We start from the raw sequence: 23,051 nt of genomic DNA on the forward strand, positions 1-23,051 counted from the left end.
TTGTATTTTTTCACTGGTACAATAATAGAGATTAATAAAAGCCTTAGATCTTAATGCTTATTTTTTAGTGTATAGCTCTTTTATTTATCGTGAATGATGGAATTATATATTAGCAGGTTCATCGTTGAACTTAGCCCAAAAATTCAATCTTTGCCTCTCTGAAAAACGAAAAAAGCCAATGCAATGAAAAATTTTAAGTGTTTTATAGGGATAGTTAGAGGACGTATGTTCTAAAATAATATTTATAGGATTTACTATCTCTGATTGCATAGCTTGAATGGTCAGTGAAATTGTAAGTTGTTCCTCACTCTCTACATTAAACAGATCAAATATGCACTCTGGTTCCGATTTGAATTCAGGATGTATTAAGTTGATGTGTTTAGGTTTTACAGGGATATTGATGCCTGGTTCTTTAGTAACTCTGGAATTTGGATTGGGATAGAAGGCTTTGACAAATTGAAACGGACTTTTGGAATCTAGCCAGATATTATTTATCTTAATTTCTTGTTTTGTAGGATTATAGGTGGTTAAATTTATTTTGAATGTGATTTTTTCATTTAGATGGCAAGGTATATTTGTTAGCGTTCTTTTACAACTAATTTGTAATTTAGGTCCTAGAGCTTGTTCTTTTGCTTTTTTGTATCCTATCCAAATTGAAATACCAGCATGAATAGCAGCTATAGTGAGAGAAAGTGTAGAAAAGAATTCAAATATCGTTAACATTTTTCCCCCTCATTTCAAAAAATAATAATCGTCGAATGGCTTTATAAAAATAATGTTTAATGGAATTTCAAATGACTAACACGATTCTCTGTTTTGACCTAGGAACAAAGACCGGTTGGGCGATTTGTGGTGCTGATGGTCACATTATCAGTGGTGTTATGAATTTCCAGCCCCGTCGTTTTGAAGGGGGTGGGATGCGTTATTTGCGTTTTAAGCAATGGCTTAATGAAATTAAGCTGATAGCAGGGAGAATTGATGCGGTGTATTTTGAAGAAGTCCGTCGTCATATAGGGACGGATGCCGCACATGTTTACGGTGGCTTGTTAGCAACCTTAACAGCATGGTGTGAGTATTATCAGATCCCGTATGAAGGTATCCCTGTTGGTACGATAAAGAAGGCAACAACAGGAAAAGGAAATGCTTCGAAAGAAGAGATGATAGAGGCAATGTGTTCCAAAGGACATGCGCCTTGTGATGATAATGAAGCAGATGCTTTGGCAATTTTATATTTAAGGAAAGAAGGGGAAATACATGTCCAGTAAATTACCTTGGACGAGGCTTTTTGCAGGCAAGTGGCTACTTGATCTTGCTTATTTACCTGCGATTGAAGGCAATGTTTATATGCGATTGCGATTACAAATGTTGCATACTAGAGAGCCTCTTGTACACGATGCACAAATATTATCTCATTTTACGTGTTGTTCAGTAAAAAGATTTGAAAAGGCGTTAGATTATTTATTTAGATCTGGACATGTCATTTGCTTAGAAAATGGTCGTTTGTGGATTTCAGATGTTGAAGAAGAATTAAACAATTCAGATGAAACTTTAAATAAGTTTGCAGAAAGAGCTGCAAAAGCTGCAAGCACTAGGAAAAATAAACATCAAGAAGATTCTTCAAGAAAGCCTCAAGATTCTTCAAGAGGTCTTCAAGATTCTTCAAGATGTCTTGAAGATTCTTCAAGAGGGTACAATAACAATAACAATAACAGTTATAATAAAAAAACTAATACTATCGTATTATCAAAAAAAGAAATTTGTTCTGAAAGTTTAGAACCTATCGATTTGGTTGAAGAGCCAACAGAGGTTCGTGATTGCGAAAGCCAATCAGAGCAAATCGCAACGGATGTAGAGAACCAACCTCCCATTCACGAGCAAGAGAACATTTCCCAAAAAGCAAAACGAGCGCAAGCTAATCGAGGCTGTCGACTGCCTGAGGATTTCAAACCTGATTACGAGTTTGCCATCGAAGAGGGTTTACCTCCAGAGCGTGTGAACATCGAGGAAGCAAAATTTCGAGATTATTGGAATGCGAAGACAGGAAAGGACGCTACCAAGCATGATTGGCAAGCAACTTGGCGTAATTGGGTTCGTCGGGTGATCGAAAAATTAGAGGAAAGGAAGAACTATGAACAACAACGCTCTCAAGGCCAAAAAAGCGTTGGGGAACGGATTGCAGACAGTGTCCTTGATATCGGCGCTCGAGGATACTTTGAATCAAGTTCACAGCATGATAGCGCCGGGTTTCCCCTTGAGCTTAGTGGATGGTACCCAGTTGACCAAACAGCAAGAAACGATTGCTTTAGAGGCTTATGATCGGCTTCAAGAGCTGTTTGCGGTGAAAGCTGATAAAGAGGATATCTCTAAGGCTCTTCGCATGCTTTCCTGTGGTTTGAAAATTCCACAGCGCTCAGATTATGACGGTATAGCGCTTGCTTATGGCATGGCTTTAGAAACGGTTTCATCTTGGTCGCTGATGAGAACGGTTAAGCGGATTTTATGCGGTGAAATTGATGGTTTATCGGATACGTTTTTTCCTAGCACTCGTGAGCTTGTAAAGTTGTGCCATGCTTTAGAAAACGAGCTTTTATCCAAAGCTAATTTAGTTCGTAAAGCCGTTATGAAGAGCTGTGAAAGAGAAAAAGCAAGTCCTCTCAGGCTTGTTGAAAGGATAGAAGCTGAAAATGTTTTGAATGGATTTGGAGAGAAGGTTTCAACAAAATAGTGAAAAGTGGTGATCGTTTTGTGATTGGACATGTGTTTAAATCGATAGAAATGTACCGTAGAAAGAGATTTGATAGTTTTTTGATGAATTCCACGTTGGCAACATAAAAAGCGCTGTGTGGTCAAATTTGAATCAAACAGAGCATGACGCAAAAATAGGAAAAAAGATGCAGATTTTAAATTTAAAACAGTTGTTCTTAACAAACCGTCAACAGCCGATGCAGAAGAAATTTGTAGCAACGGCAATTGGTCATGTGCCGTGGGGGGATGGAGCGGCAGAATATTTTTACAATCTTTACGAATATGAAGATGGCACGAGAGAGTGTGAAAAGTTTGATGGTGGCCAGTATTACACCATACCAGAAAATGCTGATTTCAGTACCAAAGCGCAGGTAAAAGCCTGGATCTATGGGGGCAATGTGCCACGGAATATTCTGAATATCGAGCCTCTCATAGAGGAGGTGAACAAAAACATCAAAAAACATTCTGTAAAGATGGTGATGGACGATCAAGATGATGAACCAATGTTGAAAAAAATGGATCAGGAGATAGAGAAAGCTCTTCATCAAGAATTTAAGAAATCTAAAAAAAAGAAAAGCATTTCAAAAGAAATTTGACAGTGCTGAGGTCGCTTAAACCTATTTTACAAAAGGTTGTAATAAACCAAGTTAAGCGTTCTGGCAAAAACTGGAAAGAAATATTTCTGAAAATTTGTAATGCTACTAAAGAAACAGGCGCTATAGCTAACGCTGTTCAAAGAATTATTAATTTATTTTAGAATTAGAAATTCTAAAGATGTCCTGCTTGTTCTAAGGATAAAATATTAGGGAGTGGAGTGTTCTGCCGTGCTTGCCAGAGATCATGCTTTTGTTGTAATTTAAGCCAAAATTCGGCATCGTTCAAACCAGCCTTTTCTAATCGTAAAGCAAGGTTAATACTGATGGCTGCATGACCGTTTAGGACACGGGATAAAGTTAAACGTGCAATGCCGAGATGATTTGCTGCTTCTGTTATTGTTAATCCTAATGTATCAAGCAATTCTTCTTTCAAAATGCCACCAGGGTGTGGAGGATTGTACATCATCATAATACCTCAAAATCAGTGATAGTCTTGATAATCAACAAGTTCAACATCTGTTCCAATAAAACGAAAAGTAACACGCCAATTTGCATTTACACGCATAGACCAATAACCTTTTAAAACGCCAGTAAGTTCATGTAAACGATACGACTTAATCGTTACTTGTTCGGGTGCGGATATTGTATCTAAAATTACCAAAATATTTGCTAATTTTTTCGCGTGTGCAGGTTGTATTCCTTTAACAATTCCTCTTTCGAAGAATAACTTCAACCCTTTATGCTTAAAACTAACGATTGCCATATATTACCCCTTTGTTACTTGATACGATACACCATGCATTTATGTCAATCGATTATTTATTAATTAGTCATGTAAAACATAATTTAATATGTTAAATTATAATAATATATTATTGAAATAATTGAAAAAATAAGCAAATCATGTTAAGATCTTATGTCTATAAAATACAAGTTTAAGGTCAGGAAAAACATGCTCAATAAAGTGACATTAATCGGACGCCTTGGTGCTAATCCCGAAAGCAAAACAATGAATTCTGGAGCAGAAATAGTCAATTTTCGGTTGGCAACTTCTCAGAGCTATACAGATAAAAAGACCCATCAAAAAATAGAAAAAACTGAATGGCATTCTGTGGTGATTTTTAATCCACATTTAGCAAAAATTGCACTTCAATATCTCAGGAAAGGAAGTAAAGTTTATCTTGAAGGACAGCTTCAGACACGTAAATGGCAAGATAAAAATGGACAAGATCATTCCTCAACAGAGATTGTCCTGCCTCAATACAAAGGCGAGTTAAAGTTGCTTGAGAGTATTAAAGATGATGATCATGAAAAATCCATGCAAGAGCAAGCAAAGCCATGGGAACAGAGCTTTCAAAAGCCTTCAGAAATGCCAAAGACTTCTTTCAATGATGATATGCCATTTTAATCAACAGGTTGATCATGAGACAAAGAGGAAGACCAAAAATATTGGGAAAGCTCCGAGAACCTAATGGACGTATTTCTCGGGCTAAAAAGCCATTTGTTGCTGCTGATCAATTAGCGATTGAAATGCGTGCTAAGCATTTTGGTTTGACAAAACAAGAAGCAAAGAATCCACTTTCAAGTACTTACATAGGGCGGCTTTATTTGAAAGATGAGCTTACTCAAGAGCAATATGACGCGGCGCAAAAGTATCTACAAATCAAAAACAATTACCTCTGTGCAAAAGGATTGCCTAATGCTGTTTATGATGAAATGCCTTCCTCTTCTGATGAGAAGGAAAGGGATAAATGGGTTCAGTTGGTAACAGAGCAATTTTCAAATGTACAAGAGGTCATAAGAGAAACACAAGGCTTCTATCGACAGCTTAATCTTTATGCAGCATTACAATATCTTGTGATGGAAGATAAAGAATTACCATATCTTGTATTTTCATTGCGGATTATTCTGAATGCGCTTCAGAAATATTTTGTCAGAAAAACTAAATGTTAAATGTTTTATGAAGTTTTTTGTAGCATGACGTAAAATGTTTTTCTGTACAATACGTTGTATTTGTATTACAGTGAATACAAATATGAGGATTGCGTTATGACAATATCTATTCGTTTACCAAGTGATCTTGAAACACGTTTGAATAATTTAGCTTCTAAGACAGGACGTACAAAATCTTTTTATTTGCGTGAAATTATTGAACGTGGAATAGAGGAAGCAGAAGATTACTATTTAGCTTCACAAGTAAGAGAGCGCATTCAAAGAGGAGAGGCTACTTTTTATAGCTCTGAAGAGGTGAGGAAAGAGCTTGGCTTGGACGATTAGATATGAAAAAAAAGCTCTCAGTTTTTTAAAAAAATGCGATAAAAAAGAAGCACAGAGGATTGTTGATTTTTTAGATCAGCATGTTGCTTCTCTTGAAGATGTACGTGCAATAGGTAAGCCCTTAAGAGGCCAATTATCAGGTTTATGGAGGTATCGTGTAGGAGATTACAGGATACTCTGTGATCTTTATGATAAAGAGCTTGTCGTGTTAGTCTTGGCTGTTGGACATAGAAAAAATATATATAAAGGTTGAGGAAAATCTTTCAGCAAATATTTTGATCGTTAGACCATTGTCCAAATAAATTTGATCAATGCTATAAACGCTATAAGACTAATTAATATCAATGCTATACTCGCTACAATTGGTATAATTATATCTAAATTTTCTATTATAGCAAAAAAAATTAATATTCCTACGATGGCTATTAATGTGACAGGATAAAATACAACAACTGATATCACAGCCGCCCATATCCCTGTTAGAACTTGGAGGAGCAAGAGCGAAAATATATTAGATGTGTTGTCAATATTTTCGTCTTCTTTGTCTTCTTCATCTTTTGTTTCTGCTCGCGTGACTAGTATAATAACATACGATATAAATGCTACAGCTGTTGGTAAAACTAATTTGTCTAGTTGCTTGTCGTCTAATTCGAAGGGATTAAAACCTATCACCACAAAGCCAATTATAGTCAAGAGTGGTAAAGATAAAATTGGTTTAAGTATCTCTTTAATGCTGCATAAAACTTCTTTTTTGAAAAATAACATGAACACCCCCATTTGTTAGTTTTCAGTTGTGTAATGGATTCGTTCAAATGATGTAATGACGTTTCATTTGTTTCTAAAGAGAGGAAGTCGTTATTTAGTTATATGATTTTCAGTGCTTTTACTCTTCACTGATAACTATTACAATCAACATGTTTGAATTTATCATAACCATAGTACTGTTCATGTTGCTTTTTTAACATTTTACATAGATTGTATCGATTAATATTAAATTTCTTAAGGACTTCATTTGGAAGATCATATAAATTTTGAGGACCAACGTCAAACATATCGACTGCATCGGCTAGGTTATTTGGAATGCGGTCCTCATTTAAGTCTGATTCTTGTTCACAAGAGGAAAGAAAAAATCCACTGATTACTATGACTAATAAAGTTGCTTTTTTGAAAGATAACACTGAAGTCTCCCCCCTTCGTTTTATAAGCACAACAAATTTTATGTTGCTGTGTAATAGATTCGTTTAGATGATACAACGACGTCTTATTTGGTGTTAAAGACACTAGATTTAGGTGATGGAAATAAAAAAGCACAATATTTAGATTTTTTTTTGTTGACATGGTATAGGAAATCATATTTAATGATGTCACTGTACTTAGTCGACTTGTATCTAAAATTATGTTGTATTTCTTCTGTATGCCCTGCAAATGCGGGGTTTTTTGTTATTTAGAGGGTGTATTTAATGACATCAGAAAATACCACTCAGCCTCCTCAAGCGCCACTTAAGAAGCGTATTCCTCCGAAGGCAGGAAGTGGTCGCGTTAAAGGTGTTCCGAATAAAATAACGCGTCTTTTGAAAGAAGCTGTGATTAAGGCTGCTGAGAATGCGGGCAATAAAATAGGAAATGATGGTTTGGTCTCTTATTTAGAAAAGCAAGCTGTCAGCTGCCCAGCGGCTTATTTAGCGTTGCTTGGTAAGGTTTTACCGTTACAGGTTACCGGAGAGAATGGTGGAGCGATTAAAATGATAGGGCGTGTAGAAATAGCGCCTTTGGTTGATGACCATAAGACAGATTAAGATTGTCCCCAAGCTCATACCGATTTTTTCAGGAAGAGCAGCGGTGCGTGCGGCATGGGGCGGACGAGGATCAGGGAAGACAAGATCCTTTGCTTTGATGGCTGCTTTGAAAGGCTATCAATTTGGTATGGGAGGCATTTCTGGGACGATCCTTTGTGCGCGTCAATTTCAGAATTCGCTAGCAGAGAGTTCCTTGGAGGAAATTAAGCGTGCTGTTGAAGCGCATGATTTTTTAAAGGATTATTATCAGGTTGGGGAGTCCTCGATTAAGTCGAAGGATGGTCGAATATCTTTCCAGTTTTCAGGACTAGACCGGAATATAGCCAGTATCAAATCGATGGGTCGGATTTTGCTCTGTTGGGTTGATGAGGCAGAACCGGTAACTGAGACAGCGTGGCAGACTCTTATACCGACTTTACGTGAAGAAGGTGAGGGATGGCGTGCAGAGTTATGGGTGACATGGAACCCCTTAAGAGACACTGCACCGGTTGAAAGGCGGTTTCGCTTTTCAGAGAATGAAGCAATTAAGGGTGTTGAGATCAATTGGTCAGACAATCCGAAGTTTCCGCAGATATTGAATGAAGCGCGGCTTGATGATCTTAGGAATCGTCCTGAGACTTATAAACATATTTGGGAAGGTGGTTATTTAAAAGCGGTTCAGGGAGCTTATTTCCAAAAGGAAATGTTGGCAGCCGAGCAAGAGGGTCGGATCGGGCGTGTTGCTCGTGATCCTCTAATGCAGCTCCGTGCCTTTTGGGATATTGGTGGGACGGGAGCGAAGGCAGATGCCACGGCGATTTGGATAGCACAGTTTGTTGGTAAAGAGATCAGAGTGCTTGATTATTATGAAGCACAGGGACAGCCGTTATCGGAGCATATCGGATGGTTGCGTCAGAATGGCTATGAGAAGGCGCTGATGATTTTGCCGCATGATGGTGCCACCAAGGATCGCGTGCATCATGTGAGTTTTGAGAGTGCCTTGAATGATGCAGGTTTTGAAACGCAGGTTATTCCTAATCAAGGAGCCGGTGCTGTTAAAATGCGGATAGAGGCGGTGCGTCGTCTTTTACCGTCTATTTGGTTTCATGAAGAGACAACGGTTGGAGGCCGCAAGGCTTTAAGTTGGTATCACGAAAAGTGGGATGACAAACGTGGCATTGGTTTAGGAGCCGAGCATGATTGGTCGAGCCATGGAGCCGATGCTTTTGGCTTGATGTGCATCACCTATGAAGCGCCACGAATGAAGACACAGCACAATCGTTATTACGCTATAGAAAGAGAAACAGCCTCATGGATGGCCTTTTAGAGAACGATAAAAAGAAAGCATATCTTGACGACTATGCACTCTATCGACGCTTAAAGTCTTGGTATGCTGAAGATATTAAGCCTGTTAATGAATGGCGGGAACAAGCGCGTGAAGACTTTGATTTTTACAATGGTCGTCAGTGGGCAGAGGAAGATCTTGCGGTTTTAAGAACGCAACGGCGTCCTGTGATGACATTTAATCGGATAGCGCCTTTGGTGAATGCGATTGTTGGAGCGGAGCGGAATAATAAGCGAGAAGTACAGTTTCAACCGCGGCAAGTTGGTGCTGCAATCCCCAATGAATTGCTAACGGGAGCAGCGGAATGGTTTCGAGATGAAGCGGAAGCTGAATATGCAGATTCCGATGCTTTTCAAGATATGATCATTTGTGGCATGGGATGGACGGATACACGTTTGGATTATGAAACAAATCCGGAAGGTGTGCCCACAGTTAGGCGTTTAGATCCGCTAAAAATGGTTTGGGATGCGAATGCTGTGAGATCCAATTTGGTTGATGCGCAGCGCTTGTGGTATGTGGATCGCAAATCCATTGAGGATGCTAAGAATCTTTTTCCCGATATGGCTTTGGAAGATCTGAATGCGGACTGGTCTGTAGAGGGAGCCATGGGTTCTGAAGATTCCCCTGTATCGCTTGATGCCTATGGTGATCCTCATATTGAAGGCTCATCCTTTTCAGACAGGCGGTTTGTGACCCTTGTTGAATGTCGTTGGTTTGAGTATGAGACTTATTATAAGGCACCGGATCCCCAAACGGGTCAGATGCGGGATTATAGTCAAAAAGAGTTTGAAGAGCTTCAGACTGTTCTGTCTGAACTCCAAGGGGCTCGCTTTCAGAAGAAAATTGTTAAGCGCGCTTTTCTTGGTCGTCGCCTTTTAGCAAAGCCGGATCGGCCTTTAGCGCCTGACGGACAGCTGGGGTGGGAATGTATTACAGGCACATTGGATAAGCTTAAGAACCAGTTTTACGGGATTGTTCGTCCTGCGAAAGATCCGCAAAAATGGTCTAATAAATATTTTAGTCAGGTGATGTATATCCTCAACAGCCAATCCAAAGGCGGTTTGATGGCTGAACGCGATGCTTTTGACGATGAACGTCAGGCTTTGGACAGTTGGTCGCGCACGGATGCGATCACATGGTTGAAAAATGGAGCTTTGACCAGTGGAAAATTACAGCCGAAGCCCAGTGCGCAGTTTCCTGCTGGTTTTTTCCAGTTATTTAATGAATCGCGCGAGGCTATCACGCATGTCACAGGATTATCTGCCGAGTTTATAGGGACCAGGGAGGTCAATCAAGCGAATGTCCTGGAAAATACCCGCCGACAATCCACCTTGAATTTGCTTGCCAGTTTATTTGATAATCTCAAGCTTTACCGCTGCAGGCAAGGAAAAATTATTCTTTATTTGATCCAGAATTATCTTTCTGATGGTCGTTTAGTGCGGATTTCTGGTCCTGAGAACGCTCAGTATGTTCCGTTAACGCGTGAAGCTGTGACAAGTCTTGAATATGATATTATTGTTGATGACTCTCCGACCAGTCCGAATGAAAAAGAGAAAACTTTTGCAGCGATTACTCAGATGTTACCGTTGCTTGGTGGTTTTTTAACACCGGAGATGATCCCCGATCTTCTGAAGCTTTCACCGTTACCCGCTACGCTTGTGGCGAGTTTAACGGCCAAGGCGCAGCAGGCACAGGAACAACAGCAGCAACAGCAGATGATGCAACAAAGCCAGGGGCCACAGTTCAGCCCAGAGCAACAAGCAAAGATTGCAGCTCTACAGCAGGAAGCACAGGCAAAAAGCACTCTCTATCACCTTGATGCACAGCAGAAACAAGCTGCCTTACAGCAGAAAAATATTGAGCTTTTCTTGAAGCAGGAGCAAGCGCGGATGCAGCTTGAGCTTCAAAGAGCCAAGAATGTGCTAGCACAGCGTGATTTAGAGCGTAAAGCATTACAAGCGCAGTCAGAACAGTATCGGGCTGCAACGAGAAGAGCAACAATATATTAAAGGAACAAAAGATGGAAGAACAATTGACGCCAGAAGAACAAGCGATTTACGATGCACAAGCCAATGATTATTCTGTTGAGCTTGTTGAACCTGAGCAAGTGATTGACACGATTGAATCGCATGAGAATTCTGAACAGGTGGTCGATGAACAGCCTCAGAAACCGTATGATTATGAAGCGATAGAGCAGGAGAGACAAGCCCGCCAAAAGGCAGAGCAAAGTGCTGAAGAAGCGCGTGAGCTTGCTGTTGAGATTGCGCAGCAATATGCTGCTATGCAGGAAGAAATTGCTCAACAGTATGATAAGAATGTCCCGACTTTAGAAGATGATCCTAAAGCGCATATCGCCTGGCTTAGCCATAAAGTGCAAGAACAACAGAAATTGCTGAATGAGTTTTCTTTTATGAAAGAGGAGCAGGAGCGTATAAATCAAGAGCACTATGAAAGGCAGCAATTAGGGGCTTATTTTGAAGAAGCCAAGGCCCAGGTTCAAGACAAATATCCAGATTTAGACAATATCACAAATTATCTCTATGAGATTGCCGATAATTCATTAAAAGCGCAAACAGGTCTTTATCCGCAATGGAAAGATCCTGCACTGAGAGAACAGCAAATTGGTGCTGAATTGCGTCAAATCTGTCAGCAGTGCCAAAAAGCAGGTGTCAACCCCATCGAGGTGCTTGTGCAAAAGGCAAAAGCTTTTGGCTATAGTGGCCCTCAGAACAAGAATGAAGTTGAAGCTCTCCAAGAGCGTAACACAGCAGCACGGACCTTAGCCGCGCGTGGTGGGCAGGTTCCCTTAGGCGGTGTTGATATAAGAACACTCTCTTCCATGTCGGAAGCTGAGTTAGCTGCATGGGTTGAGAAGAATCAAGAAAAATTTGAACACATCATGGACAGGATGTGAAGAGATGCGCAGTGGTGCAGAAGAGATAACCAAGTGGTTGCTTGGTTATGCCGCAAGGCTCATTTAAAAACCAAGAAAGGCATTTTTTGAAATGGCAACAACAAACGTAAACATTAATAGTCCCTTAGCTGTTCAGATTTGGGCTAAGCTGCTTAACGCAGAAAGCTCAAAAGCAACACCAATAGCTCCTCTTATGGGAAAAGATAAAAATAATGTCATCCAAGTTTTGGAAGGTTTGAATAAAACAGCGGGTGATTCAGTCACGAGTGGACTGCGTGTTCAGCTTATGGGAGCTGGTGTTACCGAAGGGCAAACGCTGGAAGGAAATGAAGAGGCGCTTCAATTTATGAATGAAACAGTGCGGCTCAATGAGCTTTCTCATGCTGCACGTGTTAAATATGAAGGAACAATTGATCAACAACGTGTTCCGTTTAATTTGCGTGCAGAAGCAAAGACTGGACTTGTTGATTGGTATGCTGATCGACTGAGTATGATGTTCTTTATCCAAGCTGCTGGATATACAGCTCCGTGGATGAAGTTTGAGGGTCGGACAACAACGATAGAACCAGTGCATTATGGTTTTAATGCACCATTGGAGCCCAGTAAATTGCGCGTTATTCGCCCAGGGAAGAAAAAGGCTGATGAAGAACTCACAATAGACGATAAGTTTACATTATCTCTTATCGATGATGCTGTGGAACGTGCGAAACTGGCTAATCCTAAAATTAGACCGGTGCGTGTCAATGGAGAAAGTGTCTATGTGGTATATCTTCACCCAAAACAGGTGACTCAATTGCGCACGAATACAGATGCTGGCCAGTGGCTTGACATTACCAAAGCGGTTTATAGTGGAAGCCGCGCTAAAAACCCCATTTTTGATGGCTCACTGGGCATGTATAACGGTGTTATTTTACGGGAGTCTGAACATGTTCCTCATGGTGTTCATTCAAAAACGCAAGAGCCTGTTCTTTCTGTTCGTCGCGCTGTTTTGCTCGGGGCACAAAGTGTGATTATGGCTTATGGTCATAGTAAAGGAAAAACGCGTTATCATCTTGTAGAGAAATTGTTTGACTATGAACGTGAATTTGGCGTTGCTGCCAAAACCATTATTGGGATGAAAAAGTCACGTTACACTTTGCCTCATTCTAAGCAAGGAGGGCAAGATTTTGGTACGATAGTTCTCCCGTCTTTTTCTGAAGAAATATAAAAATATTGAGCCCATAAAGAGGATTAAATTATGGAAAAGAAACACTCCCTCGCACGGTCATCTTTTGATGTTGGTGAGACAACGGATGATGGAATGCCGATCGCTTTACAAGGTCGGAATATCCATACACAACAAGTTAGTTTTTTTCGGACTCGGATTCAACATACGGATCGTGGACTTACAACGAAAGTTGGTATTTTGCCTCGAGATGCTTTCATTAAGAGCATCAGTGTTTATACGCTGACCGATTTTAATGGTGCAACGGCACAGTTTGGAAAACAACCAAATAACAGTGATTATGGCACAGCAACACTGGCGACCTCTGGAGTTGAAGAGCTTGATTTGCCTCTCACTGTGCGAAACGTTCCGTTAGAATTTGAGAACACGATTTATGTCACACGAGACAAGAAAAGCACCCAAGGGGAGGCTGAAGTCATTGTTGAGTTTTACACTAATCGTTAAACAAAGGGGGACGTTTGCTCCTTTCGTCCCCCGAAATTCTTGAAAGCATTGATGATGGCAATAACGATACAGACAAGTGGTCCGATTGAAGAGAAAGGTGCCTTTGTTCCGCGTAATAAAAATTTCATTCAGATGTTAAAGGACATTCAAGATGAAATAGATGATCAAACCGATGAATATATAGATCAAGTACAGAAGGCGATCTTTTCAGCACTTCGGTTTTGTGAACGTTTTCCGTTTTATTTTAATGAAAGCCGTGAAATTGTTTTTACGACTTTAAGGGGCAAAAATCGTTATGGAAGGGAGGTCAATCCCTTTATTGCAGAGGCTGTTCAGATTGTTGATGTTTATCTCTATGATAAGCCTTCCCATAAGTTCAAGCTTTTGCGGATAGACCCGATCATTCTTGAAAGCTCTGAGAGTGAATGGGATCGTGGGATTCCGACACGTTATGCCTATTTTGAACAAAAGCTTGTCTTGTCTCCAATCCCGGATGCTTCTTATTCCATACGGCTTATTCTTAGTCCTATGAGAATAAAAGAGATTGAGACTATGCAAGAGGATTCAATCTGGTTTTTGGAAGCGTATGAGCTTATCAAAACGCGTGCAAAGTATGAACTCTATACGAATATACTCAAAGAACCACAAATGGCTGCAGCGGCTTTTGCGATGTTTCAGGAACAATTAGAAGCCCTGACCATCGAGACTTCACGACGTAAAAACTTATTTCAGATACAACACACAGATTTTTGATGACTTTTATCCCTATTGCTGAATTTCGGCCAGACATTGCCTTTATTAATAGTGGCTATTCGAATGAGATCGTAAATGTTTTGCCTGCTCCTCAGTCCTATATTCCCTTTCCAATGGTTGCACCCGCATCGGATCCTTTTCCTGATGTTATCTTGGGTGTTTATGCTCTACGGTCCTTAAATGGTGTGCGGATTATCATAGGTTCACCGACAAAGCTGTATGAGTATAACAATAGTACGCGTGGCTGGAAAGATATCAGCAAGCCAGGGACTGAATATCACGCGAATGAAAACGCGCCATGGTCTTTTGCTTCTTTTGGAGAGCATATCATTGCTGTTAATAGCAACGATGTTCCTCAAAAGCTTGCGCTGAAAATGGATGAAAAGTTTGATGATTTAGGCGGCAATCCTCCACGCGCAGGTCTTGTCCGTGTATGGGGCGATTTTGTTTGCTTGATGAAGCTGACCGATAAGCCCAACCGTGTTCAGTGGTCTGGATTGAATGATGCTGAATGGTGGACTGTTGGTGAAAAGAATTGCGACTATCAAGATTTTCCCGATGGGGAATATGTTCAAGGCTCAACGGAAGCGACCAATCCGCTTATTTTTATGCGCTCGGCTATCTATCATGCAACATTTGTTCCCGGCTCTAAAATTATCTTCAGCTTTGCCAAGATAAAAGATAAAATGGGTGCGAAAAGCAGTACGGCTATTGCAAGCCGTGGCAACAATACTTTTTTTATTTCTGATGATGGTTTTTACCAGATCAACAGTACAGGAGAAATGGTTCCTATTGGTTTTGGTAAAGTGGATAAAACCGTTTTTACGCTCTACAGTAATTTTGCTCTTGATGAGATGAAAGCGTGTATTGATCCTATCTATTCACGGGTTTATTTCTCTCTTCATGATGATATTACAGGAAGCAGTATCTATGTTTATGACTGGCTGCTCCAAATCTGGAGTGTCATTAAGGGGCAGGATCTTCTTTTATTTCCTCTCTTTGCAGCGGGGTATACCTTAGAAGGTTTAGACGAAGTTTCAGAGCGCCTTATAGATTTACCCGCTTCCCTTGATAGTAAGATGTGGCAAAATGGCGCACCGGTGTTGGGAGCTTTTACTGAAGACAATAGATTTGGGCTTTTTGCGGGTGCCCCGATGGAAGCAGTGATTGCTTCACAAACGGTAGGAGACACAGGAAGACAGATCAATTTAATGACGGAAGCCTTTGTTCAAGCGGACACAATAAAAGGTCGTTTAAGTGTTGGCTCTGCATTTATCATTGATAAGAGAAATAAATTAAACTGGGCTAAAGAACGCTATGCGGCCTATAATAATGGAATGTACACTCTTCGGTCTCGGGCCCGTTATCACGCTTTGCGGCTTAGAATCCCAGAAGGGACCCAATGGACTCATATGACGGGTTTTGATGTGACGCTTAAACCCGCAGGCATAAGATGAACTTTAAGATTTATAATACGGAAAAATGGAGTGCGGACCAGATGGCACCCTATTTGGATCCTGTCTTAAAATCCATTGCTAGCTTTAACAAGAGGTTTGCTGAGGATTACGCTCCAGAGACTATTTTAAATGATATTTTGAATGGCGATAAAGTTCTTTGGATTATCGTTGATGCGCATGAAAATTTTATGGCTCATGTCACAACAGAATTACAGAAACTCATCACAGGAACCCTGCGGGCCGTTATTGTCACGCTGAGCGGAAAAGGCGGAAAACACTTAAGTCAGGTTATTCCTCAGATTGAAGCTTATTATAAGGAAAAGGGAGCGAAAGAGCTTCTTATCATAGGCCGGCGTGGATGGAAAAAATCTCTTCAATCGCATGGCTACGTCGTTAATCTTTTAGAATATAGAAAGCAGCTTTAACATGGGGAAAAGTACCAAGCCTACTCAGACAACGACACAAACAAGTGCCCCCCCTCAATGGGCACAAGGGATTTTTGAGCAAGCCGCTCAGGATGCCATGAATTTCTATAATAAAGGCAGTGGAAAGGCTGTTTATGACGGTGAGCGTGTTGCAGGTCTCAGTGATCAAACAAAGAATGCGATCAATGGGCTTAACAATACTGCTCAAAACTATGAGAATAGTTATTTGAATGGATTGGCGACGGGACAAAATTCAACCAGTAAAAACTTAAGTGAGATGGCTTCTGGCCAACAAATAGGGAATAACCCTTACTTTAATGATGCGCTTCAAAACGCGTTAAACAAAGCGACGAATTCCATTAACAGTTCCTTGGCGGGTGCTGGTCGTTATGGTTCGGGTGCCCATACAGGTGTTCTTGCAAATGAATTAGGGGGCATGGCAACTCAAGCGTTATCGCAGCAATATAACCAAGATGTTAGTCATATGATGAATGCCAATGGTTTAATCGATCAAGCGAACCAAAATCAGTTGGCTGGGGCGAATAACTTTTTTCAAGGAAAAGGTCAGTCCAATATGAATGCTTTGACGGGAGGAAATTTGATTGATGCCAATAATCAACAGAAGATAGATGCGGAACGACAAAAATGGGAACAACAGAATAATCTTGATTGGGACCATTTAAGTAAGTTGCTTTCAGCTGGAGGCGCTGCTGCTGGAGGCTATGGAACACAAACATCGCTTACACAGCAAAAACCAAATCCTTGGAAAATTCTTGGAAACGCTGGAAGCATTCTTGGGGGCTGGGCTGGGCTTAGTGATGTGCGGGCAAAAGAAAACATTGTCGCAGTGGGACAGAAAAATGGTCATAAGCTCTATGATTATAACTACAAGGGTCATCCCGAGCGCTATCGTGGTGTCATCGCGCAAGAGGTTCTCCAAACAAATCCTGAGGCCGTTTTTTTGAACACTGCTACAGGCTTTTTGCATGTTGATTATGACAAGCTTGGCTTTACCATGGAAAGGTTTTTGTGATGGAGCAAAAAAAAGAATCTTTTTCTTTCTCAAAATTTTTTGATCCAAAAATTTTTTATCCTTTGATGCATGAGGGCATTCCTCAACCGCCACGGTATTTTCTCAAAAAGCCTACGCTTCCAGATTCATCGTCTGCGGTTATCACAGATTCTGAAAAATCTGATCATTCGCAAAAAGCCGATCTTAGTGCATTGATCCGAGGTGTTAATACGGTATTCGGGGAATCGAACACAAAAAATCCAACAGCATTGATTATGTCAACGGATGATTTAAAGCAGCAAACACCTCCACTTCCTGATTATTCGAATTATAAGTTCCTAGAAGACGAGAGACAGAATTTTCCGAAACAAGGTGTCTCATTGAGCCCTCAACCTGCATTTGTTTCGAGCATTGATAAAGCCGATGAGAACGAAGAACAGGCACAGTATAAAAATGTGATGGATTATATTTCTGAGATCAACAGAAAACCTACACAAGAAGACTTACAGAATAAGGACACTCCACTCAATAATGAGGAATTTTTTCGCACTTTGACAGAGGAACGAGCTTTACAAGACAAGAATGTTTTTGATGGCCGGACAGCAAAGGATGAAGGTGAAAAGGGGAGTAACTTTTGGGATCGCTTTAAGAAATCGGAGTTTTCAGAGCATTTAATGGATTTTTTCTCTGGTCTTTCACAAGGACAAACACCAGAAGAAAGTTTTTCCAATGCAGGGATTGCTTTGCGACAGGGGAATCATGAACGCGCACAACGTCAGCAGACTTTAGATTTTTTACGCTCAAAGGGATATAGCGCTGAAGATGCCAAAGCCTTTTTGCAATATCCTGATCTTGCGCAGAAAATGATTGAAAATACCTTAAGTCCTGAGGAAGGGTATAGAACACTCACGGCAGAGGAAAAGGCAGAGTATGGACTTCCCGAGAATGTGCCTTTCCAGGTTTCAAGCTCGGGGAAAATCATTCCGGTACAGGGAGCACAGCATTCAAGTTTTGGATTTGGAGCCGGTTCTGGTCATACGATATCAAAACCTGAATCTGGTTATATGTATGTTCCAGATGAAACTGCACCCAATGGTTTTCGGGCTATGCCGATTACAGGAAGTGCTGCGGAACGCCAATTAATCAAAGAAAAGCGCGATGAAAAATTAGCGGAACAAAAAAGACAACTGCAATTTGCAGAGATGACATATAAGGCAGGACAGCTCATCGAAACGTCGGAAGACTTAATAAAGATCCTTGATGAAAATCCAGGGACTGTTGGGGGAATTGGCCATTGGTGGGCAAAACTTCCAGGAACAAAGTCAGCCCGATTTAAGCATATGATTAATACTATTAAAGCGAATATTGGGATTGATACCTTACGCAAAATGAAAGCTTTGGCTCCGAATGGAGCATCGGGTTTTGGGAATTTGTCGAATACTGAATTTCAAGCACTACAAAATTCGATTGCAGCATTAGAGATGGATCTTTCAGCAGAGCAAATGAAAAAATCTCTTCAAACAATTATTGATACTTATAAGAAGTCGAATAAGGCAACGAAGATGCTTCTTTTTGGCAATGGAGAGCTAACAGCTGAGCTTATTCAAGAAGCCTATGGGATTACGCCTGATCAGCAAAATGATGAGAAGAGTGAAGGATCCGATAATCAATTCAACAAATATTTCGAAGCATTGCCGGAAGGGATGATGTTTGTTGATAGTGATGGCCACATTAAGGAGAAACAAAACAATGGCTGAGCTCCCCCCTCTTATTCATCGTAAAAATACAAAAGTCATTGGGCATATCAGTGACTATACCCCCGAACAACTTCAAGAGCTTTTTTCGAAGAATAAAGAAAGGCTTAATGGTTCTATTCCAGAGAATAAAAAGGCAACAGAAAAAGATGCGTTGAAGCCGACTGCCGCAGGTGCTTTTGGATGGGGAGCTGTTCACGGAGCGACTTTAGGCTATGATGATGAAGTAGCAGGAGCGTTAGCAGCAGGTCCTGTAAAATATTGGGCGGGTGATAAGGAAGCAGCCAAAAAATATGATGAAGTGGCGAAGAGATGGCGTGACTATCAAAAAGCAGCCAATAGAGATCATCCTATAGCTTATATTGCAGGGAATGTAGCGGGTGCTGTAGCGTCCATGTTCGGTCCAGGACTTATTGCGCGCATACCGGCAGGAGCAAGTGCAGCTGTTCGTTCTATCCCTGCTCTTTGGAGAGCTGGATCAGCTGCAAAGGCAGGACAACTAACTGGTAAAGCTTTATTAGATGGGTCAAAACGAGTTGCAAAGCGTGCAGCAGAAAGAGCAGTGGGGAATCAAGGAGCAAAAATAACAAGCAGCGCTCTTGCAGCAGGAGAAAGGGCTGCTCAATCGGCCTTGGCGGAAGGTGCAGGACAAGCAGCCGCAAAAGCAGCAGCTCTTGCCGCAAGGAAAGCAGCAGCACGCAAAGAGGCTGCAAAATTTAGGTGGGGACGTGCAATAAAAAACGGAGCCATCTATGGTGCTATAGCAGGAAGTGGTGAAGGGGAAGGTTTTGAAGATACGATACGCACAACAGCCGTTGGAGGAGTGCTAGGGGGGGTAACACCCGTTGTTGCCAGTGGAATCTCAAAAGCTATACCTTCTTCTTTCAAAGAATTACCTTCTGTTGCACTCCGTAGTTTAGGTGAATTGGTTGGGAAAACAAAACCCGTAACCCATGGAATAAGCCCTAAAGCACTAAAGGAAGTAAGTCATTCTTTAGGGGATGATGTTATGGGTACCCTTGAAGAGACATTAAAACGGCGTGGTCCTGACTCAATGATCATTGATCTTCATGATGGTCTTGCTGCACGGGCTTTTGAGGCTGCCCAAAAAGATCATGATGCCTATTCCATTGTAAGAAACCGTTTAGGAGCCAGGCAAAATGAAACTTATCGACGGATTGACGACGGAATAACAAGGGTGCTTGGTCCAAAAGTCAATACAAATGATTTACAACAGGAGATTATTAGCCGAGCGAAGGCAAAGGCTGATCCACTGTATGAGAAGGCAAAGGCAATGCCAATTGCTAAGACTGCTCAAGAGGAATTACGGATTTTGCAAAAAACTCCTGCATTCCAAGACGCCTCCGAAAAAGCACTGGTAAGAGTGCTTAATGATTTGGATTCAAAGGTTCTCGCAAGAAATGGACACCAACAGTCGGATATGCAACTTTTAATCAAGGCAAAAGAAGCACTGGATGATAAGATTAACTCTGCTCAGCTCAAAGGGGAAAATGGATATGCTCGAGATTTGATAAAGATTAAGCAACGTCTTCTTAGCGTTTTAGATAGCGCATCTCCAGAGTATGCTCAAGCGAGGAAAATTTATTATGATGATCACAAGATCAGTGACGCTTTAAGTAAAGGGAAAGAAGCGCTCAAGAAGAATATTGATTTGGATATGATTAAAAGCCAGCTTGCAGGGATGGGTTCATTGGAACGAGATGCCTTTAGAAAAGGTGTTCGCGAACAGATAGAGACCGCATCAAAAAATGCCAATAATCCAGAGAATAGTTTACTGAGTTTGTTTGGTACGCAAAACGGTCAAGAAACACTACAGTATACTTATGGTAAGGATAAAGCAGATCAACTGATGAAAATGTTGAGACCAGAGATGGAGAGATCAAAGCTTTTTGCACAACTGCCAAAACATATAGGAGAAGTAGGAGAAAGAGCAGCGCAAAACGATAAGAATACAAAGAATCTCAATCCATTGAAGGCAGTAATGAAGCTTTTAACAGGCCCATGGGCAAGCATAACGCGAAAGATCCATAAAGATACAGAGAGAGATATTGCAGCTCTTATAACAGCGCGTGAGAACGGAAATATTGGATTATCAAGGCAGAAAGCGGTTACACTTCTTAAGACGTTTCATGAAGCAGAAAAGAAACGCTTAATAAGGAAGGAAGATTATACAAAATTCATCAGTCTTATTGGTCTTCTTTTGAATGGTACTGCTGTTAGAAGGATTGCAAATGAATGATTCATCCTAACGTTAAGCATGCCATTTCTCAGGCAGCGCAGAAGTATGGTTTACCGGAAAGCTTTCTTCAGCGGGTGGCCATGATAGAAAGTAACGGTAACCCCACTGCACAAAATAAGAACAGTAGTGCAGGAGGGTTGTATCAATTTTTAGATTCAACAGCCGAGCAGTATCGCTTAAAGAATAAGTTTGATCCCTTTGAAGCAACGGATGCTATGGCGCGATTGACGAAGGATAATACGCGTTATTTGCAAACGGCTTTGGGGAGAGTTCCTTCCGAGGCAGAGCTTTATTTAGCCCATCAACAAGGTCCAGCAGGGGCTGCGCGGTTGATCAAAAATCCCACATTGCCAGCAAGTCAGCTCTTAGGCCAGCAGGCAGTAACATTGAATGGTGGACAGATGAAAAACACGGCAAGTGATTTTATGAATCATGTTTATCAGCTTTATAACAAAACGGGTGCTGGTCCAAATATGATGACACACTCACAACAAGAAAGAGCTTCACAAGGAATTGAGAGGTTTCAAAAAGCGATTGAGGGTGATCAATCCCTGATGAAGAACACACCTTCTTTTAAAAACGGTTTAATGAAACTCGCTGACTTAATGAAACAGAGTGCAGAGCTATACAGTAAGGAAGAGCAGCACGCACAGCAGCACCCAAGCATGACAGGGGGAGCGCAGTTTGGCACTCGTCCTCCTATAGATTTAACGCCGTTAATTGATCCCTCAAGGCGGCAGCCTGCTGCTTTCTCTGTCCAGCAAAGAGACAAGCGCTTACGAGAAGAATTATTAAAGAGAGGAGGGGCGTCTTATGTCTGATATTTATGATTGGTCGCTTACAGCTGATGCCAATGCACACTCAGATGATCTGATTAATTGGGCAGAAGGTCAGCCACCAAGTTCTGTTAACGACAGTGCACGAGCGATGATGCAGCGTGTGCGTGAATATCTTGCCGATAATGGGGGGTCTCTTCATTCGGTTTTTAATGTGAATGATCAGGAAAAGACAACATCCATTATGCTGACGACCGTTTCTCCAATAACGACGTATAAAAATGATCTTATTCTGCGTTTTAAGGCTTGTGATAGCAATATTGGTCCGACAACACTCACGGTTAATAACATAGGAGAAAAGCCTGTTTATAAAGCAACGGATGCTGGTGTTGTTTCCTTAGAAGGGGGTGAATTACAAACGAGCGGTATTTATGAAATTGTGTATAGTGAGGATGCTTCAAAAAAAGATCTTGATGGCTGGTATTTAATCAATCCTACACCCAAAACACCGCCCCAGGTAAAAAGCTTTCCTGCTGGTTTTATTGCGACATTTGCTATGCAAGACCTCCCAAGTGGTTGGCTTCTCTGTAATGGTGCTGTTTATAAAAGTAAAGATTATCCAGACTTATTCAAAGCGATAGGGGTTCAATGGGGGAAAGACGGTGATGAAACCTTTAAAGTCCCTGATTTTAGAGGAATGTTTTTGCGTGGCTTTGATGATGGTCGTGGCTTAGATAACAAAAGAACATTTGCTGAGATGCAGAAAGATAGCATCAAATCGCATACCCACACTTGCACTATTGAAAAATCAGGCGGACATAAACACAGCTTTGATTATTATTCCATTATGGAAGGGGGACCTAATGTTGGTGCAAGAAATCCAGCTTATAGGACTACCTACAGAAGAAGTGCGACAGATTCTGCTGGTGAACATACGCATAAGGTCAGTCTTTCTTCGACAGGTGAGACAGAAACCCGTCCTGTGAATGCAACGGTTGTTTATGCCATAAAATCATGAAGTTTTTGAATGTTTAATAATCCATCTGCTATTGATGATATTACTGACGCGGAGCAAATCCGCGTTCTTTTTTATGCCAGTCATAGAGTGGTTCATGCACCGTTAAATAAGATCATCGCTCTGATCAAAAATGATGTTCAGCATGATCTTTTAAGTGCTTTTATGGAGCAGCAAAAAGCAACCGATGAACGCCTGGAAACTCTGCAAAAAATGATCGATGAGTTACGCTTGCAGTGTTCCCCTTCCACAACCCCTCAAAAATGAATTTAAGGAAT

The 23,051-nt window shown here is 41.0% G+C and carries 28 protein-coding genes; 23 read left to right on the forward strand and 5 right to left on the reverse strand.

Translation table 11 applies throughout. The annotated features are described in order from the left end of the window. Nucleotides 1–102 precede the first annotated feature (102 nt). Nucleotides 103–723: a hypothetical protein gene (locus ACJTDF_RS02495; RefSeq protein ID WP_407965997.1), complete on the reverse strand. Its 621-nt coding sequence runs from the start codon at nt 721–723 to the stop codon at nt 103–105. 71 nt (nt 724–794) lie between these two features. Here ACJTDF_RS02495 and ACJTDF_RS02500 point away from each other — a divergent pair, with 71 nt between their 5' ends. The 4 genes from ACJTDF_RS02500 to ACJTDF_RS02515 all read left to right on the forward strand — a co-directional run bounded on the left by ACJTDF_RS02500 (nt 795) and on the right by ACJTDF_RS02515 (nt 3,341). After that, nucleotides 795–1,265, forward strand: coding sequence for a crossover junction endodeoxyribonuclease RuvC (locus ACJTDF_RS02500; protein WP_407965998.1), 471 nt, complete (start codon nt 795–797; stop codon nt 1,263–1,265). After that, nucleotides 1,255–2,316, forward strand: a complete 1,062-nt coding sequence (locus tag ACJTDF_RS02505; protein WP_407965999.1) for a hypothetical protein — start codon at nt 1,255–1,257, stop codon at nt 2,314–2,316. Before ACJTDF_RS02500 ends, ACJTDF_RS02505 begins: the two co-directional genes overlap by 11 nt. Continuing rightward, on the forward strand, nt 2,276–2,725 hold the full coding sequence (locus ACJTDF_RS02510) for a hypothetical protein (RefSeq protein WP_407966000.1): 450 nt from the start codon (nt 2,276–2,278) through the stop codon (nt 2,723–2,725). The genes ACJTDF_RS02505 and ACJTDF_RS02510 overlap by 41 nt, the downstream gene beginning before the upstream one ends. Nucleotides 2,726–2,891: 166 nt before the next feature. Then, entirely contained in the window at nt 2,892–3,341 is a 450-nt protein-coding gene (locus tag ACJTDF_RS02515) for a hypothetical protein (RefSeq protein WP_407966201.1), read from the forward strand. 172 nt (nt 3,342–3,513) lie between these two features. On the opposite strand, the gene ACJTDF_RS02520 is transcribed toward ACJTDF_RS02515, so the two are convergent. After that, on the reverse strand, nt 3,514–3,807 hold the full coding sequence (locus tag ACJTDF_RS02520) for a HigA family addiction module antitoxin (RefSeq protein WP_407965899.1): 294 nt from the start codon (nt 3,805–3,807) through the stop codon (nt 3,514–3,516). Nucleotides 3,808–3,822: 15 nt separating this feature from the next. Continuing rightward, nucleotides 3,823–4,104, reverse strand: coding sequence for a type II toxin-antitoxin system RelE/ParE family toxin (locus tag ACJTDF_RS02525; RefSeq protein ID WP_249677308.1), 282 nt, complete (start codon nt 4,102–4,104; stop codon nt 3,823–3,825). Nucleotides 4,105–4,293: 189 nt separating this feature from the next. Here ACJTDF_RS02525 and ssb point away from each other — a divergent pair, with 189 nt between their 5' ends. The 4 genes from ssb to ACJTDF_RS02545 all read left to right on the forward strand — a co-directional run bounded on the left by ssb (nt 4,294) and on the right by ACJTDF_RS02545 (nt 5,871). Continuing rightward, nucleotides 4,294–4,749, forward strand: coding sequence for a single-stranded DNA-binding protein (gene ssb / locus ACJTDF_RS02530; protein ID WP_407966001.1), 456 nt, complete (start codon nt 4,294–4,296; stop codon nt 4,747–4,749). Between the two features lie 14 nt (nt 4,750–4,763). Next, nucleotides 4,764–5,294, forward strand: coding sequence for a hypothetical protein (locus ACJTDF_RS02535; protein WP_407966002.1), 531 nt, complete (start codon nt 4,764–4,766; stop codon nt 5,292–5,294). Nucleotides 5,295–5,390: 96 nt separating this feature from the next. After that, nucleotides 5,391–5,618, forward strand: coding sequence for a DUF6290 family protein (locus ACJTDF_RS02540; RefSeq protein WP_078680157.1), 228 nt, complete (start codon nt 5,391–5,393; stop codon nt 5,616–5,618). Continuing rightward, complete coding sequence (locus ACJTDF_RS02545; protein ID WP_407966003.1) at nt 5,602–5,871, forward strand: type II toxin-antitoxin system RelE family toxin; 270 nt, start codon at nt 5,602–5,604, stop codon at nt 5,869–5,871. The genes ACJTDF_RS02540 and ACJTDF_RS02545 overlap by 17 nt, the downstream gene beginning before the upstream one ends. Nucleotides 5,872–5,900: 29 nt before the next feature. On the opposite strand, the gene ACJTDF_RS02550 is transcribed toward ACJTDF_RS02545, so the two are convergent. Further along, entirely contained in the window at nt 5,901–6,383 is a 483-nt protein-coding gene (locus tag ACJTDF_RS02550) for a hypothetical protein (RefSeq protein WP_407966004.1), read from the reverse strand. 125 nt (nt 6,384–6,508) lie between these two features. After that, nucleotides 6,509–6,796 (reverse strand): hypothetical protein, encoded by a 288-nt coding sequence (locus ACJTDF_RS02555; protein WP_407966005.1) that lies wholly within the window; start codon nt 6,794–6,796, stop codon nt 6,509–6,511. 282 nt (nt 6,797–7,078) lie between these two features. Here ACJTDF_RS02555 and ACJTDF_RS02560 point away from each other — a divergent pair, with 282 nt between their 5' ends. From ACJTDF_RS02560 to ACJTDF_RS02630, 15 genes are all read left to right on the forward strand, one after another. Next, complete coding sequence (locus ACJTDF_RS02560) at nt 7,079–7,414, forward strand: hypothetical protein (RefSeq protein ID WP_407966006.1); 336 nt, start codon at nt 7,079–7,081, stop codon at nt 7,412–7,414. Then, nucleotides 7,395–8,720 (forward strand): PBSX family phage terminase large subunit, encoded by a 1,326-nt coding sequence (locus ACJTDF_RS02565; RefSeq protein WP_407966007.1) that lies wholly within the window; start codon nt 7,395–7,397, stop codon nt 8,718–8,720. Before ACJTDF_RS02560 ends, ACJTDF_RS02565 begins: the two co-directional genes overlap by 20 nt. Then, entirely contained in the window at nt 8,705–10,747 is a 2,043-nt protein-coding gene (locus ACJTDF_RS02570) for a portal protein (protein ID WP_407966008.1), read from the forward strand. The genes ACJTDF_RS02565 and ACJTDF_RS02570 overlap by 16 nt, the downstream gene beginning before the upstream one ends. 11 nt (nt 10,748–10,758) lie before the next feature. Then, nucleotides 10,759–11,652, forward strand: a complete 894-nt coding sequence (locus tag ACJTDF_RS02575) for a hypothetical protein (protein ID WP_407966009.1) — start codon at nt 10,759–10,761, stop codon at nt 11,650–11,652. Nucleotides 11,653–11,743: 91 nt separating this feature from the next. Next, complete coding sequence (locus tag ACJTDF_RS02580; protein ID WP_407966010.1) at nt 11,744–12,859, forward strand: N4-gp56 family major capsid protein; 1,116 nt, start codon at nt 11,744–11,746, stop codon at nt 12,857–12,859. A 30-nt stretch (nt 12,860–12,889) separates the two neighbouring features. Then, the gene (locus tag ACJTDF_RS02585) at nt 12,890–13,321 is read left to right on the forward strand and encodes a hypothetical protein (RefSeq protein ID WP_407966011.1); all 432 of its coding nucleotides are present in this window, start codon (nt 12,890–12,892) and stop codon (nt 13,319–13,321) included. 54 nt (nt 13,322–13,375) lie between these two features. Continuing rightward, nucleotides 13,376–14,074, forward strand: coding sequence for a hypothetical protein (locus ACJTDF_RS02590; RefSeq protein WP_407966012.1), 699 nt, complete (start codon nt 13,376–13,378; stop codon nt 14,072–14,074). Then, entirely contained in the window at nt 14,074–15,531 is a 1,458-nt protein-coding gene (locus ACJTDF_RS02595; protein WP_407966013.1) for a hypothetical protein, read from the forward strand. The genes ACJTDF_RS02590 and ACJTDF_RS02595 overlap by 1 nt, the downstream gene beginning before the upstream one ends. 41 nt (nt 15,532–15,572) lie before the next feature. Next, entirely contained in the window at nt 15,573–15,956 is a 384-nt protein-coding gene (locus ACJTDF_RS02600; RefSeq protein WP_407966014.1) for a hypothetical protein, read from the forward strand. A gap of 1 nt (nt 15,957) precedes the next feature. Beyond that, entirely contained in the window at nt 15,958–16,989 is a 1,032-nt protein-coding gene (locus ACJTDF_RS02605; protein ID WP_407966015.1) for a tail fiber domain-containing protein, read from the forward strand. Then, nucleotides 16,989–18,725, forward strand: a complete 1,737-nt coding sequence (locus ACJTDF_RS02610; RefSeq protein ID WP_407966016.1) for a hypothetical protein — start codon at nt 16,989–16,991, stop codon at nt 18,723–18,725. Before ACJTDF_RS02605 ends, ACJTDF_RS02610 begins: the two co-directional genes overlap by 1 nt. Beyond that, nucleotides 18,718–20,982, forward strand: coding sequence for a hypothetical protein (locus tag ACJTDF_RS02615; RefSeq protein ID WP_407966017.1), 2,265 nt, complete (start codon nt 18,718–18,720; stop codon nt 20,980–20,982). Before ACJTDF_RS02610 ends, ACJTDF_RS02615 begins: the two co-directional genes overlap by 8 nt. Nucleotides 20,983–21,062: 80 nt before the next feature. Continuing rightward, nucleotides 21,063–21,803, forward strand: coding sequence for a transglycosylase SLT domain-containing protein (locus ACJTDF_RS02620; protein ID WP_407966018.1), 741 nt, complete (start codon nt 21,063–21,065; stop codon nt 21,801–21,803). Continuing rightward, a complete protein-coding gene (locus ACJTDF_RS02625) occupies nt 21,796–22,776 on the forward strand; it encodes a phage tail protein (RefSeq protein ID WP_407966019.1) in 981 nt (326 codons plus the stop codon). The genes ACJTDF_RS02620 and ACJTDF_RS02625 overlap by 8 nt, the downstream gene beginning before the upstream one ends. A 9-nt stretch (nt 22,777–22,785) precedes the next feature. Further along, the gene (locus tag ACJTDF_RS02630) at nt 22,786–23,040 is read left to right on the forward strand and encodes a hypothetical protein (protein WP_407966020.1); all 255 of its coding nucleotides are present in this window, start codon (nt 22,786–22,788) and stop codon (nt 23,038–23,040) included. Nucleotides 23,041–23,051: the final 11 nt, after the last annotated feature.

This window comes from Bartonella bennetti (genome assembly GCF_045945445.1).
Taxonomy (GTDB): domain Bacteria; phylum Pseudomonadota; class Alphaproteobacteria; order Rhizobiales; family Rhizobiaceae; genus Bartonella.